At 39.7% G+C, this 18,907-nt stretch carries 17 protein-coding genes and 1 pseudogene; 3 read left to right on the top strand and 15 right to left on the bottom strand.

Annotated features, from left to right (window positions below; translation table 11 throughout):
• The 15 genes from NI466_RS07920 to tviB all read right to left on the bottom strand — a co-directional run bounded on the left by NI466_RS07920 (window position 1) and on the right by tviB (window position 15,656).
• Window positions 1-972 carry a glycosyltransferase family 2 protein gene (locus NI466_RS07920; protein ID WP_253173278.1) on the bottom strand — a complete coding sequence of 324 codons (972 nt, stop codon included), beginning with the start codon at window positions 970-972 and terminating at the stop codon, window positions 1-3.
• 84 nt (window positions 973-1,056) lie between these two features.
• Window positions 1,057-2,352 (bottom strand): MATE family efflux transporter, encoded by a 1,296-nt coding sequence (locus tag NI466_RS07915; RefSeq protein WP_253173266.1) that lies wholly within the window; start codon window positions 2,350-2,352, stop codon window positions 1,057-1,059.
• Between the two features lie 81 nt (window positions 2,353-2,433).
• Window positions 2,434-4,296 (bottom strand): polysaccharide biosynthesis protein, encoded by a 1,863-nt coding sequence (locus NI466_RS07910; RefSeq protein WP_253173265.1) that lies wholly within the window; start codon window positions 4,294-4,296, stop codon window positions 2,434-2,436.
• Between the two features lie 61 nt (window positions 4,297-4,357).
• A complete protein-coding gene (locus NI466_RS07905; RefSeq protein ID WP_253173264.1) occupies window positions 4,358-5,527 on the bottom strand; it encodes a DegT/DnrJ/EryC1/StrS family aminotransferase in 1,170 nt (389 codons plus the stop codon).
• A 35-nt stretch (window positions 5,528-5,562) separates the two neighbouring features.
• Entirely contained in the window at window positions 5,563-6,219 is a 657-nt protein-coding gene (locus NI466_RS07900; RefSeq protein ID WP_253173263.1) for an acetyltransferase, read from the bottom strand.
• Window positions 6,212-6,820 (bottom strand): sugar transferase, encoded by a 609-nt coding sequence (locus tag NI466_RS07895; RefSeq protein WP_253173262.1) that lies wholly within the window; start codon window positions 6,818-6,820, stop codon window positions 6,212-6,214. The genes NI466_RS07900 and NI466_RS07895 overlap by 8 nt, the downstream gene beginning before the upstream one ends.
• Window positions 6,821-6,973: 153 nt before the next feature.
• Window positions 6,974-7,513 carry a serine O-acetyltransferase gene (locus NI466_RS07890; protein ID WP_253173261.1) on the bottom strand — a complete coding sequence of 180 codons (540 nt, stop codon included), beginning with the start codon at window positions 7,511-7,513 and terminating at the stop codon, window positions 6,974-6,976.
• A 32-nt stretch (window positions 7,514-7,545) separates the two neighbouring features.
• Entirely contained in the window at window positions 7,546-8,685 is a 1,140-nt protein-coding gene (locus tag NI466_RS07885) for a glycosyltransferase family 4 protein (protein WP_253173260.1), read from the bottom strand.
• Window positions 8,682-9,776: a glycosyltransferase gene (locus tag NI466_RS07880; protein WP_253173259.1), complete on the bottom strand. Its 1,095-nt coding sequence runs from the start codon at window positions 9,774-9,776 to the stop codon at window positions 8,682-8,684. Before NI466_RS07880 ends, NI466_RS07885 begins: the two co-directional genes overlap by 4 nt.
• The gene (locus tag NI466_RS07875) at window positions 9,773-10,891 is read right to left on the bottom strand and encodes a glycosyltransferase (protein WP_253173258.1); all 1,119 of its coding nucleotides are present in this window, start codon (window positions 10,889-10,891) and stop codon (window positions 9,773-9,775) included. The genes NI466_RS07880 and NI466_RS07875 overlap by 4 nt, the downstream gene beginning before the upstream one ends.
• A gap of 33 nt (window positions 10,892-10,924) precedes the next feature.
• Window positions 10,925-11,473, bottom strand: a complete 549-nt coding sequence (locus NI466_RS07870) for an acyltransferase (RefSeq protein ID WP_058952439.1) — start codon at window positions 11,471-11,473, stop codon at window positions 10,925-10,927.
• Between the two features lie 94 nt (window positions 11,474-11,567).
• The gene (locus tag NI466_RS07865) at window positions 11,568-12,137 is read right to left on the bottom strand and encodes an acyltransferase (protein ID WP_227554990.1); all 570 of its coding nucleotides are present in this window, start codon (window positions 12,135-12,137) and stop codon (window positions 11,568-11,570) included.
• 13 nt (window positions 12,138-12,150) lie between these two features.
• Window positions 12,151-13,260, bottom strand: coding sequence for a lipopolysaccharide biosynthesis protein (locus NI466_RS07860; RefSeq protein ID WP_253173257.1), 1,110 nt, complete (start codon window positions 13,258-13,260; stop codon window positions 12,151-12,153).
• 82 nt (window positions 13,261-13,342) lie between these two features.
• Complete coding sequence (locus NI466_RS07855) at window positions 13,343-14,365, bottom strand: NAD-dependent epimerase/dehydratase family protein (protein ID WP_004647657.1); 1,023 nt, start codon at window positions 14,363-14,365, stop codon at window positions 13,343-13,345.
• Window positions 14,366-14,378: 13 nt separating this feature from the next.
• Window positions 14,379-15,656 (bottom strand): Vi polysaccharide biosynthesis UDP-N-acetylglucosamine C-6 dehydrogenase TviB, encoded by a 1,278-nt coding sequence (gene tviB / locus NI466_RS07850; protein WP_253173256.1) that lies wholly within the window; start codon window positions 15,654-15,656, stop codon window positions 14,379-14,381.
• A 200-nt stretch (window positions 15,657-15,856) separates the two neighbouring features.
• Here tviB and NI466_RS07845 point away from each other — a divergent pair.
• From NI466_RS07845 to NI466_RS07835, 3 genes and pseudogenes are all read left to right on the top strand, one after another.
• Window positions 15,857-17,091, top strand: a pseudogene (locus NI466_RS07845) (IS3 family transposase).
• Between the two features lie 297 nt (window positions 17,092-17,388).
• Window positions 17,389-18,468 carry a polysaccharide biosynthesis/export family protein gene (locus tag NI466_RS07840; protein ID WP_253173277.1) on the top strand — a complete coding sequence of 360 codons (1,080 nt, stop codon included), beginning with the start codon at window positions 17,389-17,391 and terminating at the stop codon, window positions 18,466-18,468.
• Between the two features lie 3 nt (window positions 18,469-18,471).
• On the top strand, window positions 18,472-18,900 hold the full coding sequence (locus tag NI466_RS07835) for a low molecular weight protein-tyrosine-phosphatase (RefSeq protein ID WP_180040393.1): 429 nt from the start codon (window positions 18,472-18,474) through the stop codon (window positions 18,898-18,900).
• Window positions 18,901-18,907 lie beyond the last annotated feature (7 nt).

The raw sequence follows: 18,907 nt of genomic DNA, 5'->3' as shown, positions 1-18,907 counted from the left end.
TTATATTTTTGACTTTAAATACATAAGTGGATAAAACAATTTAAAATTTACCAACCAAACAATTATCTTATGTTTAAGCTGAAATTTAGCTTTTACGGGTAAATCTAAATTCAAAATTCCTGAATTTTCAAACTGGATATAATATTTAATTTTATCATAAAACGGCAAAGTAGAATTCATTAAATTTATTAAAGCTATAATTTTTATACGAACAATATATTTTAAAATCGCTGCATGGTAGATATCTTTTTCCTTATCTTTAAATTCATTTTTTAAATTGTCAATAATTTTAATCATGCTAGCATGATGAAAATTATAATACTCTTCACTTTTACGCCTACTTAAGCTACCTTCTTTTACAATATAGTTATAACAAACTACTCCTATATGGCTTATTTTTTTGCAGTAAAAATACAGCCTTAATACAAAATCAAAATCTTCGCTCAGAACGCCTTTTAAAAAAAATAAATTATTGTTTATTAACAATTCTCTTTTTGCAATAAACACACATGCAGAATACTCAACATCATATTCTTTCACATATGTCAAACAATCTACAACTATATTTATGGGTTTATGCAGCATATTTGATTCTATAGAATAATCTCCAAACACATCTCTTATTCCTAGACTCAATAAATCCAATTCACCATATTTCAAGACGTTGAAAATTTTAGCCAAAGAATCTTCTTCCATAAGATCATCAGAATCAAAGAACCAAATATAATCTCCACGTGCACTTTTTAAGCCAAAATTCCTTGCATCACTCAAACCACCATTAGTTTTATTCAATATAACTATATCAATTAATGGATATCTATCCTTAATATCATTAACTTTTTTTTCCGTATTATCTTTTGAACCATCATTAACGACTATTATCTCAAAAAAACCCCAATTTATATTTTTTTGTGACAAAATTGAAATCAAAGAATCTTCTATATAGCTTTCAGAATTGTATGCAGGCATCACAATGGACAAGACTTTTTTCAACTCCACAGCATCACCATATGTACTTTAAATAGAATTAAAGTCTAAAACAAATATAAAACAACGTCAAGAAATCAACTTATTTTTACGATTAATTAATAAAGAAAAAATCATTCTATGCATTTCAAAAACCACCCCACCCTTATAAAAATAGTTCAATATAGTGCATGAAATAATCTCGGAAATTAATATCGATGAAATGGCACCCATTAAACCAAAGTAGTAAACAAATATTATAGTTAATATTATATTAAATAAAATTGAATATAGAGTTTTCCTTTTTAAATAATCATATGCGTTGTATTTCAAAAGATACTTTTCTGAAATAGTAGATAGACCAGAGAACATAGTAATTAAGACTACTAAAATTAGAACAAGATTATTTATTATAAACTCATCACCATACAACAATCTTATTATTACCCCCCCAAAAACACCAAGAAAAATCAAAAAAACAACTGAAACAATAACAATAATAATATTCAAGATGGCAACCATTCTTTGAGTTTTATAAAAATCAACCTCTTGATAGATTTTAGTATAATACGACGATATAATTGCTGACAATATAAAATAAAAACTACCACCCAGTGTCATTGCAACCGTAAATAGACCCAATTCATATTGTGATTTAAAACCTAAAGCTAACTGTGCACTTCTAGTAAAAAAAGCGACCGATAAAGAAAAAATAAATAATTTCCCCCCAGTAGCAAACATAAATCTTTTATATTTATTTACTTTTTCTTTATTCACTGTGTCTTTTATAATTTTCTTTCTATTAAAAATATATAGCCTTAATAAAAAAGAAATTAAAGTAATTAAAATAATAGGAATACAAAGAAACTCAACTGCAAGTTGAAATTTAGCTATACAGTACCTAACAATTAACGATATAATTAATGCAAGCATATTGCAATATGCATTAATCTTTGATTCTAAAATAGCATTAAAATAAATACTGTAAACATCATGTACTGCGAAATATACTGCAACACTTGTAGCCAATGAGAATATGAAAGTTAATCTATCAGTTTCGATATAAATATAGATTAATGTAATTAAAGAAAGGCTAAGATATAAAATACTACGAAGTGATTTTGTAGCATTAATCACATATTCACCAATTTTTCGATTTTTTGCTGTTTTTTGGAAAATAATATTTTCCGAACCAAACATTGCTATAATTTGTATAGTAGCAAAAATAGATCCTGCTAAAGTCAATTTACCAAAATTTTCTGGACCTATATATTTAGCTACAAAAGATGTAACAAATATTAGACCAATAAGGGAAATAGTTTTTTCAGACATCATCCAAATTGAGTTTGTGAAAATCTTATTTTTAAATTTATTAATCAAATCCAATTTATCTCTCTATACAATGCTAGGTATCAATTGAAAACTTATACATATTAAATATTTAGCATTTAATTACTATATTTGATTTTAAAAAACATCATTTTGAGTCCTTTTATATCCATCCACATATTTCTTTAGTATCGTAAATAATTCATTTAAATCATCGTCATGCCTATAATGCTTAAGTTGTGTAAATATTTCAGAAACCTCTAGATATTCATAAAACTTTTCATAAGACTTTAATATCCGCTCATGCTCTGTTTTTTCCACATTATCCGCATCAATCAACAATTCTTCATGCAGCTTTTCACCAGAACGTAAGCCTGTAAATTGTATCTCAATATCACCTATACCATTTTCATCTATAGCTCGAAAACCACTCAAACGAATCATTTGTTTAGCTAAATCTACTATTTTAACTGGCTCGCCCATATCTAATAAAAATACATCGCCCCCTATCCCCATCGCACCAGCCTGAATCACCAACTGCGCAGCTTCAGGAATGGTCATAAAATAACGCGTAACTGCTGGGTGCGTTACTGTAACAGGCCCGCCTTTAGCAATCTGCTTTTTAAACAAAGGGACGACAGAACCTGACGAACCAAGTACATTACCAAAGCGCACAATACTAATTTGCGTTTTTGGATTCGTCGACGCTAGGCCCTGACAATACAATTCTGCCATACGTTTGGACGCGCCCATCACATTGGTTGGACGTACCGCTTTATCTGTTGAAATTAAAACGAAGGTTTCAACATTTTGATTCACCGCTGCATCTACACTGCGCTGTGTGCCAATGGACGTATTATAAATACCTTCAAATGGGTTTGCTTCAACAAGTGGTACATGTTTATAAGCCGCAGCATGATAAACCGTTTGCACATTGTATTCTTGAATAATACGTTCTAATTTTTGCTGATTGGTGACAGAACCTAGCACTGGAATAATTTGTATATCAGAAGCCTGCAATTCACGATCAATTGAATACAAAGCAAATTCAGACATTTCAAACAGCACCAGCATTTTCGGCTGATGCTTCACGATCTGACGGCATAACTCAGAACCAATCGAACCGCCCGCCCCTGTCACCATGACCACTTTATTTTTAATATTTTTTTCTAAGAGTTCAGGTTTCGGCGGTACAGGATCACGCCCCAATAGGTCGATAATATCCACTTCACGAATATCTGAAACTTGGACTTGACCATCCACCAGTTGGGTTACCCCTGGCAGTTCCATAATTTTGACATCTGCCGTATCAAAAGACTCTATAAGCTCTTTTTTCCGTGCACGACCAACGGAAGGCATGGCAAGTAATACTTCTTCAATGCCAAATTTTCCAAGTTTTGCTTGCGCTTTTTTGGGTGAATAAATTTTTAAACCACTCAGTGACTGACCTTGTAAGGAGCGCTTATCGTCAATAAAACACACAGGCAAATAATCATCTGAGCGGTTTAAAGCTGCTGCAATTTGTTGTCCTGCCAGCCCTGCGCCATAAATTGCCACACGTTTACGGCTTTGCTTTTTGGCAAAAGTTTTAAGAGTAGCGTAGCGAATGACTGCACGGCTCCACCACATGTATGAAAACAGCATAAAGCCATACATCAGTGGAATGCTCATGGGAATAAATGCAACATTGAGTTTTTTAATCGTGTATAAGGCCACGATTTGAATAAATGTCCCGATTAAAATCCGCAGCAAATAGTCTTCATTAAATGAACGCACAATTGCACGGTAAATACCGAGCAAAGCAAAAATCAGAATGCCAACTACACCGACATAAATATACCAAGCATCCAGTCCTTGCATGACCTGAACATTGGGACGTGCCAAACGGATAGCATACGCCAGCCACATCATCAGTGGTAAAACACAGATATCCATCAGCACCAAAACGATTTGTTTTTGGCGACGCGGTAATGATGCTATAGAACGGATAAAGTCTTTCACAAGATGCTCAAATGGGGTCAATAAAGCGGATGAGAGCGCATATTATACGCTCTTTTCAGGTTTAGATTTTTGCGATCACTGCTTGGATCGCATCCGCGGTTTTTTGCAGGCTGTGCTCAGACAATGTTGGGTGTACAAGGAACATTAAACTTGTTGTACCGAGCTGTTTAGCTTTCGGTAAAGACTGCGCAGGACGCCAAGGCGTTCCATCAAATGCTTTTTCTAAATACACTTCTGAACACGAGCCGCTAAAACAGGGCACATTCAATGTATTGATTTCTGCCATGATGCGGTCACGTGACCAACCTTCAGGTAAAGCCTCGACATTGACTTGCACATAACATTTATATGCGGCATGTACATAGTCGCTAGAGGGTTTAGCTACAGTAAAATACGGACTATTTTCAAACGCCGCTTGGATACGTGCCATATTGGCGTTACGTTTTGCAGTCCATTCGGGCATTTGTTTGAGCTGTAAACGGCCAATCACCGCCTGCATTTCCATCATGCGCCAGTTGGTGCCAAATGAGTCATGCAGCCAGCGGAATCCCGGCGGATGTTGGTTGTTATACACGCTATCAAAGTTTTTGCCGTGATCTTTATAGGACCACATTTTTTTCCAAAGTATTTCATCACTGGTGGTGACCATGCCGCCTTCACCACCCGTGGTCATGATCTTGTCCTGACAGAAGGACCATGCACCAATATGACCAATCGAGCCGGCTGATTTGCCTTTGTACATTGCACCATGTGCCTGGGCACAGTCTTCAATCACATAGAGGCCTTTTTCCTCGGCCAATTGCATGATCGGATCCATATCACACATCCAACCTGCCAAATGCACACAAATAATCGCTTTGGTATTCGGCGTAATCACTGCTTCAATAGTACGTGGAGAAATATTCTGTGAATCCAGCTCTACATCAGCGAAAATAGGATTAGCACCTGCAGTCACAATCGAGCTTGCCGAAGCTAAAAACGTACGTGAGGTAACAATCACATCATCACCTACGCCAATACCTAAGGCTTTTAATGCTACATCCAGTGCGACTGTACCATTGGCCACGGCAACGGCGTGTTTTGTTCCTGCAAACTGTGCAAATTCCTTTTCAAATTTACGGCATTCGTGACCAGTCCAATAATTCACTTTATTGGATAAAAGGACTTTTGATACCGCATCGGCTTCTGCTTGAGTGAAGCTCGGCCAAGGCTCAAATGCACTGTTTAACATGGAGTTTTCCTAGTCTCAAAATCGAGTTTAAAAATCTATTTTTTCGTCACAATACGAGCAGGATTGCCCACCACTGTTGCGCCTGCAGGCACACTTTTAGTCACGACAGCACCCATACCAACAATAGCACCTGCACCAATTACTAAAGGCTGATCAGGTGTGCCCTGCTTAATCATGGCACCTGCGCCAATATAGGCATGGTCATGAATATGAATATTGCCGTTGCATTTTACGCCTGGCGCGAAAGTAACGAAATCCCCAATCACGCAATCATGTTCGACATAGCTGTATAAATTGGCGTGGAAGCATTTTCCAATCTTGATATTCGAAGTAATAGTCACAAATGGACTCAGGGCTGCACCAACTGCAATCTGGGCCTCATCCATTAGCACTACATTATCTGCCATAACTGACCAAAGCTGAATGCCATCCATCTTTAAACGCTGAGCGATCTTTTCTCGTACATGACTATTGGCAATGGCAATTTGTACGTATTTTTCTGAAGCCGTTTCATTTAAAAATGCGAGGTAATTCATGGCACGATGACCGTTTACTTCTGCAACCGATTCCAAGGCATCATCAATAAATACGATTTCTGAAGCATCGCTTTCACGTGCTAATTGCTGACGTGCGACAGGCATGAGACTACGCCCACAGCCTGAAGCACCATAAATTGCATAGAGCTTAATCATCTTTAGGCTCCGAAGTACCCGTAAATTTACTCATGGTCGCTTCACCTTCGGCACTGATATCATCCTTGGCAATCACTTTTTTCACGGTTTTTAGCATGATTTTAAAATCCAGCCATAATGAACGGTTTTCGACATACCATGTGTCTAGCTCAAATTTCTTTTCCCATGAAATGGCATTACGACCATTCACTTGCGCATACCCTGTGATGCCCGGACGCACGTTATGACGTTTAGCTTGTTGCTCATTATAGAGGGGTAAATATTCCATCAGCAGTGGTCGTGGTCCGACAATACTCATCTCGCCTTTAAGCACATTCCACAGTTCAGGCATTTCATCTAAACTGCTGGAGCGCAGCATTTGACCAAAGGGTGTTAAACGCTCACTGTCGGGCAAGGAATGACCTTGTGCATCGACCGCATCTTTCATACTACGGAATTTGATCATTTCAAAAGGTTTGCGATTGAGCCCCGGACGCACCTGACGGAACAACACGGGTGAACCCAAATTTTTTCGCACCTTATATGCCACAAAAGCATAAACAGGAGACAGCAGCACCAGCGCAGATGATGCAATCACAATATCCAATAAGCGCTTTAACATGGTTCACTCTTAAGATTAGAAGAAGATGGGAAAATGGTATCCATATCTAGCAATAATTATACCCTGTTCGATACCATCAGATTTGTAAAATATTTCAACATCATAGGGATTCAAGTCGTACCCATTCTAAAAGCTGCCAAACCATATAGCCGTTTAGAGATCTGTCCAACGACGATTGACTGCATGACCTGGGTTATTCATACTGATGACCTTCGCGTAGTTTCCTACCGCAGTTGCATTTTCAGGAATATCTTTTGTCACAACGCTTTCTGCACCTATAGTGGCATTATTGCCAATTTTGACATGCTCAATGATGCAGACATTGGGCCCAATATAAACATTATCGCCAATTTCTGCAGCTTGACGGCCGCCATTTGCACCAATGGTGGTAAATTGCGATAAATTTACATTATTGCCAATCACGGTTGTCGGATTAACGACCAACGGCCCGCCATGCCCAATAAACAAGCCGTAGCCAATTTGAGTCGTGGTATGAATATCAATGCCGTACTGCTTTTTTTTATAATAATAAATAGGATAAGCCAACTTTGCCCATACAGTTTTTGAACTGGCTAAACGCAGCCAAAATGAAAAATTAAAACCACGATTGAAAAAATAAGTTTTCAAAAAGGTTTTCAAACTGACATGACCGGTATAACGGTATAAATCACTTTTTATATATTTTAAGGTCATCTGGATCGCCTCTTAAATTGGGTGAATCGCCTTTAATGGATATCCATTTCAGCCATCATGTGCTTATTCACTTGATGCACATCATATTTATTCAGCGCAATTTTTCGCGAACGCTGCCCCATATACTCAATCAGTTCTGGATCTTCAATAAAGTATTGCATGCATTGCACCAAATCATCTACAGACTTCACTCCAACCAAATAACCATTCACACCGTGCGATACCGTTTCACGACAACCTGGTGCATCGGTGGTAATAATCGCCCGTCCCATAGCCATCGCCTCTAATACCGTACGTGGCGTGCCTTCACGATAGGATGGCAGCACATAAACCGAACTGGCAGCAATTGCAGGACGCACATCACTCAGTTTACCCCAATATTTGAGGCGACCATCGGCAATCCATTCATCGAGTTCGGCTTTAGAAATAGCTGATGGATTATCATCAATCCAACCGACCAAATGAAATTCCGCCTTAGGAAACTGTGCTTTGATAATACGTGCCGATTCAGCATATTCACGCGCACCTTTATCACCCAAAAGGCGTGCAATAAGTAAAAATGAGGCTTTGACCTGCCCTTGTTCACTTTTTGGTAAAGGCATGACATCAAAGGCTTGCACATTCACACCTGAGCCATTCACCACCACAGTTGGTTTATTGGCATCAAGCAAATGCATGTCTTGGAATAACTTTAAATCATCTGGGTTTTGGAAAAAGACTTTGTCGCTACGTTTGAGCGCTTGAGCATATAAGCCATGCACCAGCTTTTGAAAAAAACTACGCTTGCCAGATTCCACATTTTGAAAGGCATAGCCCAAACCTGTAATTAAGGCAAAACGATGCGGTACTTTCGCAAGCCAAGCCGCTAAGGTACCGTAAATGACCGGTTTAATGGTATAGGACAGCAAGTAGTCAGGCTGAATTTGACGAATTTGCCGATAGATATATTTTAGCAGTTTTAAATCAGCCAGTGGATTGGTGCCGGTACGCTGCATGGGAATCTCATGCAGATGATAGCCCAGGGCTTGCAGTTTTTGCTGTTCTTCGGGGAATGATGCAAATTCAGGCGCCATGATGTGAATTTCATAACCTTGCGCAGAAATCGCTTCTAATAACTTGCCACGAAAATTGAGTACAGATGGCAAAAAACTGCTGATCATTAAAAACTTCATGCCTGTTGGCTCCACACCTGCATATATTGATGACCGACAGTTTCAATACTGAAGTTCTGCTCTATCCGTTCACGCGTCGCCTGTTTTAAGCTTTGTTTTTCTGCTTCTGATTTTTGTGTATAGGCTAAAATGGCATCCGCCAAAGCTTGCGCATTACGTGGTGGAACGATACTTCCTAAATCCTGCACAATATATTTGGCATCGCCCACATCGGTGCTGATACATGGCAAACCTGATGCCATTGCTTCGACCAATACATTCGGAAAACCTTCGGTAATCGAAGTCATGAGGAATGCATCAATGGATTGATAAAAGGCAGGCATGTCCGAGATTTGGTCAAGCAAATGTACCTTTTGAGCATCTAGTTGATACTGCTCAAATAAAGCTTTCACTTCCACGTTATCTAAGCTTGCACCGCCACCTGCGACTTTAAAGACGATGTTTTTATCTCTCAGCAAGCCCATGGTTTCAAATAAGTATGGATAGCCTTTGGCTATGTGATAGCGCCCTGCAAAACCAATCACGGTTGGTTCATGCAATTGAGGATTGGGCTGAAATTGATCTAAAAACACGCCATTGGCAATCACTTGGCTATTTGGGTTTTGAAAGCCAAAGGCCTGATGCTGCTGCATAGACGAATGCGCACAATAAATAATGGCACTGGCTTGTTGGGACAGTATTTTGCTTAAGCCCAAGGCAATCTTGGTACTGATCGATTCATCTTTGGGAGAAGCAAGCGAATGATGAATACCCCACACAACTTTGGGTTTTCTCGCTAAACCAATGACACTGAGACTGGTCAACGCATTGGCATGGTACATCCAGCATTGCACCGTTGCAGGCTGTAGTTTTTTAAGCAATGTACGCAGTTTGCTTACCGTACCCAATGTGTTTATGCCATTCCAATCCAGTGCATAATGCGCCTGACAACGATCTAAAGTACTTTGATACACCTCTGATGTTTTCATTAAAGCAATGATCACATGTTCGTATTGGTGTTCAGTGTATTGAATCAAACGTGCCAGCATCATCTCTGCCCCCCCCACGCCCGCAAAGTTGGTAATCACATGTACCATTAACGGTTTGCTCATGCTGCAGACTCCATCATACGCAAATACTGCTTAAGTACGGTTTGCTTATGAAACTGCTGAATATGCGCTTCAAAATCAGCTTCTTGATATTGCACATAATCTGCAAAAATTGCCTGTTGCATGGCTTGCATCAAGCCAACTTGATCATTGCATTCGATTAATAAGCCAAATTTTGCATGGTCTAAAATTTCCATTGGTCCACTTGGGCAATCGGTACTGACCACCTTCACTTTAGAAGCCAGTGCCTGAATCAGTACCCCAGGTAAACCTTCCCAATTTGAACTTAAAACAAATAGCGATGCATATTTAAAATAAGCGTATGGATTAGCATCAAAGCCCGGTAAATCCACCACGTCTTTTAAACCCAAGTCCGCCACTAGCTCCTCAAACTCTGCACGCAGTTCACCCTCACCTAAAATCAATAATCGGGTTTCAGGATGCTGATCATGCAAGGCTTTAAAGGAGCGGATCAGAAAACCAAAGTTCTTTGCTTCAGTGAGACGCCCCACTGCCAAAATCACTTTATGGTCATTATTAAAAAAGCGATGTGTGACTGGCGCTTTGAGTTTTCCAAAATAGGCATCGTCCAATACAGGGTTATAAATGGTACTCAAATTATTATTTTTATAGCCATAATATTCACGAAAATCAGCTTCTACCCCTTTAGAAACACAGACCACTTGCTGTGCCATGGGGTAGGTCCAATTCACCAAAGTTTTCAGCACAAATTTAGCAATGCCTTGCAACTTTATATTTTTTGACGGCGTAGATACTTCACGGAAGATCAAACGTGTTGCAACACCTGAGAGTTTTTTCGCAATCCCTGCCACAATATGGGTATGGGTTTGCGTGGCCACTAAGCAATCATATTGCTCAGCTTTCATTTTTATTTTTAAAGGCGTGATGCTATTCATCACCCGACCGCAATTAAAATTGACCAATTCAATTTTAGAACTCACTTCGGGTAACAGCTTGGCTTTATCGCCATTCAGGTCACATACGCCTAAATGAATTTTAAGTCCTTGTTCAGCAAAACTGTTCGCCAGTTGAATGACCGTACGTTCTGCACCGCCACCGCCCAAGCTTGGCAAAAAGAACATGACTTTATTCAACATATGCAGACCTAAACTTTATGAAATGGGAGAATATTAAAGATGGTTTTTTGAGGCTTGAATCGACATGGCACGTTCCACACGGGCACGGTAATCGGTGATGCCAACCAAGTCGCTATCACTGGCACAGATGCTTTGAATTTTGGCTTGATAATCAGCAAAGCTCGACACCACTTTGGCAGGTACACCAATCACCACGCTATGGTCAGGAATATCTTTGGTCACCACCGAACCTGCACCAATCACGACATTTGAGCCAATGCTCACGCCCGGCATAATAATGCTATTCACACCAATAAAGACATGCGAACCCACTTGAATCGGGGCAAAGCGTTGATAGCGTTTCCCTTGCTCATCTTTGACTAAACAGGTACTGCCATCATGGGTAATAAATTTCACGCCTGAAGTCACCGTGACATGATCACCAATTGAGACTAAAAACGGTTCTGAGCCCCAATTTTTAATATAAATTCGGCAGTTTTCACCAATTTTCACCCCCTTTTTACGTGCATATGCCACACTGCCCTTTGCCATAAAATAAGCAAGATCAAACAGCTGTCGAAAAGCAGAAACCATAAATGCCATACGCATGACCTATGTCAGGATCAGAAAATCAAAAGGGAGAAAATTAAGCTGAATATTTTACGCTGAAAATATGTTTTACGATATGCATAGCACTTTACACAGATTTGATTTTTTTGGCTGGAATACCGACATACACCCCTGATTCAGGCAAAGGTTTAGACACCAAACTACAAGCACCAATCACGCTATCATCGGCAATAGTTACACCATCAAGTACCGTAACTCGTGCACCAAGCCAAATATTTTTTCCTAAACTCACGCCCTGCTTGGTAATCGCATCTTTCACCAACAGATCAGGCTCACCAAATTTATGATTGCTCGCAATAATAATGCTTTGCGTGCCAATACGGGTGTTATCACCAATGGTCACACCTCCACAACCATTGATATACGACTTGGAATTAATGCTGACATCTTTACCAATTGAAACCTTACCACCGAAGCATTTGATATAGCAGTTTTCACCAATAAAACTGTTGTCGGCAATCTCAAGCACCGCACCATTTTCAACAATTAAGCTGACATGATCACCAATATAGACATTGTTGCCAATCTGCATTTTTCCACGAATATCGACGGTACAACCTTTGCCGAAATAGCGAAACTTAGTGCCAAAGGCCATGTTGTACATCACTTTACGGCACTGTGAAGCAAACCAATTCATGTATTTTAAGATTTTAAAAAACATCAGTTTTTTTTCTCCACACTACATATAAAATGGCAAAGTTATAGAAAATTAATGCCACAGGCACCGCAAGTAACATATACACTTTATCAGCAAAGACAGCATAGAAGCCTGCAAATAAAGCGAACTTAATGATGAGTTCTACGATTTGCAACTTAAATAACACTTGGCTGTTGCGCTTAGCAATCAGAAAAGCCGAGCTTGGTGGATTACAGAAAATCGCCCAATAGCCCAAAGCTAAAATTTGGAAATAGCTCGAAATACCCACCCATTCACTGCCAAAAACCCATAAATATAAAGATTCAGGCAGAATGAAGAAAATGGCAAATAAAGGTAGTGAAACCAGACTAAGCAGTACACTCGCCTTTAAGACATTTTGATTGGATTCGGTGTTTTTAAATTTGCGAATAAAGAACTGACGCAAGGTTTGCGAAATCAGATTGATCGGTACACGCAAAGTCCGTTCGACAATGGCATAGAAACCCATCGCCTGTACACCGACAAAATGCGACACAACATAGTAGGGCAAGTTATGCGAAAAACTATTCAGCAACGCATGTGGTGTATTGGCATAAATAAAATCTTTGTAATGTTTAAATACCTGCCAACTCACTTGATACAATTGATGTTTCAGTAAATAGATCAGCACCGCCACAATCATGATAATGGAGCTGACGTTGTAGCTATTGACCAAACTAATTTGCATCACTAGTGGTAAAGAGAGTTGAACCGCCACGACGATTGCACTTCTAAAAATATTTAAGCCTGCGCAGAAATATTCTTGATGTGCTGAAAAGTGATAATTATACAGACTTTGAATCAGCGTATTTGCAAGTATGCCTGTCGCCACTGCACCTGCCATTTCAATATTTAAAATAAAGCTGATAACGATGCCACTAACAACAGCAATAACAGTTGAGAACACCGACCCTTCAAAAATCAGGCTTTTTTTATCCTGTTCCTCAGCGACCAATAAAGCTTGATCTAGGCGTAAATTGGCAATAGTAGATAAAACACTGACAAGCGCCAAGGCAATGCCATACGCACCAAAGTCCGCAACAGAATACAGGCGTGTTAAAACAGGAAGTGCGATAAATGTCATTATCGCACCTGCCAGTAAACTTAATGTGATCAGCCCAATCGACTGATACTTTGCGAAGAGTTTCGCAATCATCTGTTTAAGATCATTCTAAGTTGTTCACATACCAACGCATCGCCAGTTGAATGCCTTCGGCAATTTCAAACTTAGGTGCATAACCTAAGTGTTGCTGAATTTTAGCAATACTGGCTTGTGAATGACGCACATCCCCTGCACGGAAATCACGGTACACAGGATCACGCTCAAACTGCACATCATTTTCCGCAAGCGCAGATTGAATGGCACGATATAAGTCATTCAATGTGGTACGGTCACCGACTGCGACGTTATAGACCTGATTTTTAGCCTCGTCCGATGCCGTTGCCGCCAAAATATTGGCTTGCACGGTATTATCGATAAAGCAAAAATCACGACTGGTTTCACCATCACCATTGATGAAAACATCTTCGCCAGCAATCATGGAAGCCGTCCATTTTGGAATCACCGCTGCATAAGCACCATTTGGATCTTGGCGTTTGCCAAAGACATTAAAGTAACGCAGACCAATCGCCTTAAAACCGTAGCTACGTGCAAACACATCGGCATATAACTCATTGACATACTTAGTCACAGCATAGGGAGACAATGGATTGCCAATATTCTCTTCGATTTTTGGCAATGCAGGATGATCACCATAGGTCGAACTGCTGGCCGCATAGGTAAAGCTGGCAACACCTGCATCACGTGCCGCAGTCAGCATATTTAAAAAACCGCTGATATTGGTGTCATTGGTGGTGATGGGGTCGGCAATCGAGCGCGGTACTGAACCGAGTGCGGCTTGATGCAGTAAATAATCCACACCTGTACAGGCTTTTTGGCAATCTGCAAACTGACGAATATCACCTTCAATAAAGCGGAATTTCGACCATTGTTCAGCAGACACCAAGCTTTTTACTTCATCTAGGTTATGCTGATGACCAGTAGCGAAGTTATCTAAACCCACCACAGTTTGATCAAGCTTCAGTAAAGTTTCTAGAAGATTGGATCCGATAAAACCAGCAACACCTGTCACGAGCCAGGTTTTCGGCTGAGCTTGCAGTTGCTCACATACCTGTTGATATTGATGCATGGGGTATGTCCTATTATAAACGAAGGTCAGATTCAGACCGACTCAATACATATTTCAAGTCATATAATACGTGATTGGCTTTACCCAGTGCACGGATAGCTTCTGCACCCATCTCTTTAAATTGCTCATGTGCAACCGCCAAAATCACAGCATCGTATTGACCATTTTCCAGTGCCTCGACAGGGGTAATCCCATATTCATGCTCCGCATCTGATACATTCACCCATGGGTCATAGACATCAGCTTGAATATGATAATCCTGAAGCTCATGAACAATATCAATGATTTTGGTATTACGAATATCCGGGCAGTTTTCTTTAAAACTTAAACCAAGGACTAAAACTTTAGCACCTTCAACCTGAATCTTTTTCTTGATCATGGCTTTAACAAGCTGAGTCATCACATAAGCCCCCATACCATCATTAAGACGACGACCCGCCAAAATAATTTCAGGATGATAACCAATCGACTGCGCTTTATGGGTTAGGTAGTATGGATCGACGCCAATACAGTGTCCCCCCACAAGACCAGGACGGAATGGCAAGAAGTTCCATTTCGTCCCTGCCGCTTGAAGTACTGCTTCGGTGTCGATCTCCATTTTATTAAAGATCACAGCCAGTTCATTGATCAGGGCAATGTTAACGTCACGCTGGGTGTTTTCAATCACTTTTGCCGCTTCAGCGACTTTAATGGTTGGTGCCTTATGTGTGCCTGCTTCAATGATCAAGTTATAGACTTCATCGACAAAATCAGCAACTTCTGGAGTGGAGCCTGAAGTAATTTTAAGAATATTGGTCACACGGTGAAGTTTATCACCTGGGTTAATCCGCTCAGGGCTATAACCTGCAAAGAAGTCTTGGTTAAATGTCAAACCTGACACCTGCTCAAGCACAGGGATACAGACTTCTTCTGTTGCACCTGGGTAAACAGTTGATTCGTAAACTACGATATCACCTTTTTTCAATACATTACCAATACTTTGAGATGCTTTTACTAGTGGCATTAAATCAGGTTGTTTAAATTTATCAATTGGTGTTGGCACAGTCACAATAAAGAAATTACAATCTTTTAAATCTTCTAAATTTGAGCTGTAATCCAGCTGTGTCGATAGAGCGAGTTCTTCAAGAGAGACTTCCAATGTATGGTCTTTACCAGATTTGAGTTCATCAATACGTTTTTGATAAATATCAAAGCCCACAACCGGAACTTTTTTACCAAATTCAACAGCTAGCGGTAGACCGACATAGCCTAATCCAATAATGGCAACTTTCACTTCCGAGAGCTTTAGCATCAATCTAAACCTTGAATTTTGATGAATCTAACAATATAAACTAAAGTGATAAATGGAATCACTTTACTGAGTATTTTATTATACTTTTATTTAAGAAAGTGAATAACCACCAAAATTCTGAACACACATACCGTCTTTTTGGACTGCTCCCAGTATCCTAGACAAATTTCGTCTATTCTTTTTGCATAGGAGAGAACCTGATGAGTGGGCAAAGATATACCCCAGAATTTAAAGATGAAGCTGTTAAATGGATTACTGAACATGGATATTCTGTCACTAATGTAGCAGAGCGTTTAGGTGTATCACAGCACAGCATTTATAAATGGCTAAAGGCGGTACAGCCTTTACGTAACAACTCTGATGAACATGAACTACTCGAAGCAAAGAAAGAAATCCTACGTCTTAAAAGTCAGCTTAAACAGACTGAAGAGGAACGGGATATCTTAAAAAAGGCCGCAAGGTACTTTGCAAGCCTGCCCGAGTGAAGTATCAGTTTATCCTGGAATACAGCCATCAATTTAAGATTAAAACGATGTGTCGGGTCCTTAAGATCGCTCGTGCTGGTTACTATGCCTGGTTACATGGACTCGAATCAGGCAGGACTATTGAAGATAAGCGGTTATTACAGCTCATCCGTTCTTCTTATGAGGCCAGTTATGGCATCTATGGTTATCGTCGCATTACGCTGGATCTAAAAGAATTGGGTGAAAGCTGCGGGTCTAATCGTGTGCTGAAGATCATGAAGAACAATGGTATTGCCGCTGTTCGAGGATATAAGAAGCATAAAAGCTATGGTCGTGGTCGTCGTCATATTGTGCCACCCAATCACTTAAATCGAGAGTTTATTGTAAACACATCTGATACTTTACGAAACAGTGTTTCTCAGGTGACTGATATTACCTACATCCGTACTTGGCAAGGCTGGTTATATCTGGCTGTAGTTCTTGATTTATATTCAAGGAAAGTCATCGGTTGGTCAATGAAACCTACGCTTGCCAAGGATATTGTTTTGGATGCACTTCTTATGGAGGTATGGCGACGCAGAGCCAGTGATCCAGTGATCCAGTGATCCAGTGATCCAGTGATCCAGTGATCCAGTGATCCAGTGATCCAGTGATCCAGTGATCCAGTGATCCAGTGATCATACACTCAGACTAAGGTTCACAATACAACAGTGGAGACTGGCAGAAATTCTGTCAGAAGCATAACTTGGTTCCAAGTATGAGCCGGAGGGGCAACTGTTGGGATAATGCTGTTGCTGAATCCTTTTTTAGCAGCTTGAAGAAGGGAAAGAATTAAAAAGCGAATCTATAAAACACGAGAAATGGCCCGTGCAGATGTGTTTGATTATATCGAGATGTTTTACAATCGAATAAGGCGTCATTTGCATCTCGACGGGATGAGTCCAGAAGCCTTTGAGGCAGCTTCAAAATGAGGCTGTCTCATGTCTAGGATACTGAGAACAGTCCATGCTTATTTAAGTGATGTGCTGAAAAGGCTGCCGACGCATAAAGCGACCCAAATAGAAGGATACTGCAACACCGCTGGAAACCCGATCAAAATTAAAAAATGGCTATGGGGTTCAGCGGATGCTTACTCCTTCACTACCTATGAGAATTAGCAACAAAGTCACAAATTGTTATATATTCACCTCATAAGTTGGGTAGAATAGCTTCAATCTAAAATGAATTTAACAAATTAACATGTAGGAAAACTTGTGCGACACTTTCAAATGGCTTTTTTATTGGTATGTGGCATCTCAACTACAGGCTGTGCTGTTACCTCTGGTTTACAAACCTATGACCTCCCTGCACAAGGTGCTTACCAAACAGACCAAGGGGCTCAACTCACCGTCGTTCAGCTAACCCAGAATAATTTACCTAGTCACTTGTTCAATCATATTCAGAATTCAAATTCTATTTATCATTTATTTAATAATAAGCAGCACATTTACCGTTTAGCTGCTGGTGATGTTCTCTCAATTCAACTTTGGGCCTACCCAGAAATCACCCCTCCTATTCAGGATATTTCAAATGTAAAAGCTGCAGGTTATCCCATAGACTCTAGTGGCAATATACAATTACCTTTAGTGGGGCAGGTACGGGTAGCCGGGAAAACACTGGCTGAAACCAATCGTTTTTTACGTAGTCAATTTGCGCGCTATTTGAAACATCCTGATGTGGTGGTTCGAGTATTGTCTTATGAGGGTCGTCGCTATTTTGTCAATGGACAAGTTATGCGTAGTGGTCAATATACCCTTAATGATCAACCTATTAGTATCTATACAGCACTCGGACAGGCAGGTGGTATTAATACTGAAACGGGTGACAATACCAATATTCAATTGATTCGGGAGGGTCAAACTTTTGACCTCAATGTACTACAACTAGAGAAACAAGGCCTATCTTTACATCATTTACTGATTCAACCGAATGATACTATTTTTGTGAATACCAAACAGAATCAAAAACTTTATGTTATGGGTGAGTCAAGTAAAAGCCAAGCCCTGGCTTTACGTGAACAAGGTATGACCTTAAGTGATGTTTTGGGTGAAAGTGAAGGGATTAATCCTTATTCCGCAAGTGCGGCTAAAATCTATGTAATGCGCACCGATTTAGCCACCAAGCAGTCCACTGTGTATCACTTGAATTTAAGCAGTTTTGGTAATTTGGGCTTAGCCAATCAATTCGAAATGAAAAAAAATGACATCGTTTATATTGATGCGACTGGATTAACGCGCTGGCAACGTATTGTTAACCAGATTATTCCGTTCTCTAGTGCACTCTATAGCTTTGACCAACTGGGTAAATAAAATATGCAAATTCGGAATATTTTAGTCGTCTGTGTGGGAAATATTTGTCGTAGTCCAATGGGTGAGTTTTTTCTCAAGAAAAGTCATCCTAACTTACATATTGAATCTGCTGGTCTTTCTGCCATGGTAGGCCATAGTGCTGATGATAAGGCCATTGCAAGTATGGCAAGAAAATCAATTGATATGAGCTCACATGTCGCAAAACAAATTGATGCCAACTTAATCAAAACTGCAGATTTAATTTTAGTGATGAGTTCAAATCAACAAAAACATATAGAAAAGACTTGGCCATTTGCTAAAGGTAAAGTATTTCGTTTAGGACATTGGCAAGATCAAAATGTTCCTGATCCTTATAAGCTCGATCAAGCATTTTTTGAAGAAACATGTAATAACATCGAATCTTATGTTTCGGATTGGCAATCACATATTTAATTTTATC

The sequence above is a fragment of the Acinetobacter lwoffii genome, from assembly GCF_024129595.1.
Classification (GTDB): domain Bacteria; phylum Pseudomonadota; class Gammaproteobacteria; order Pseudomonadales; family Moraxellaceae; genus Acinetobacter; species Acinetobacter lwoffii_O.
The sequence above is the reverse complement of the archived record's forward strand: the minus strand, read 5'-3'. Positions and strand labels throughout refer to the sequence as shown.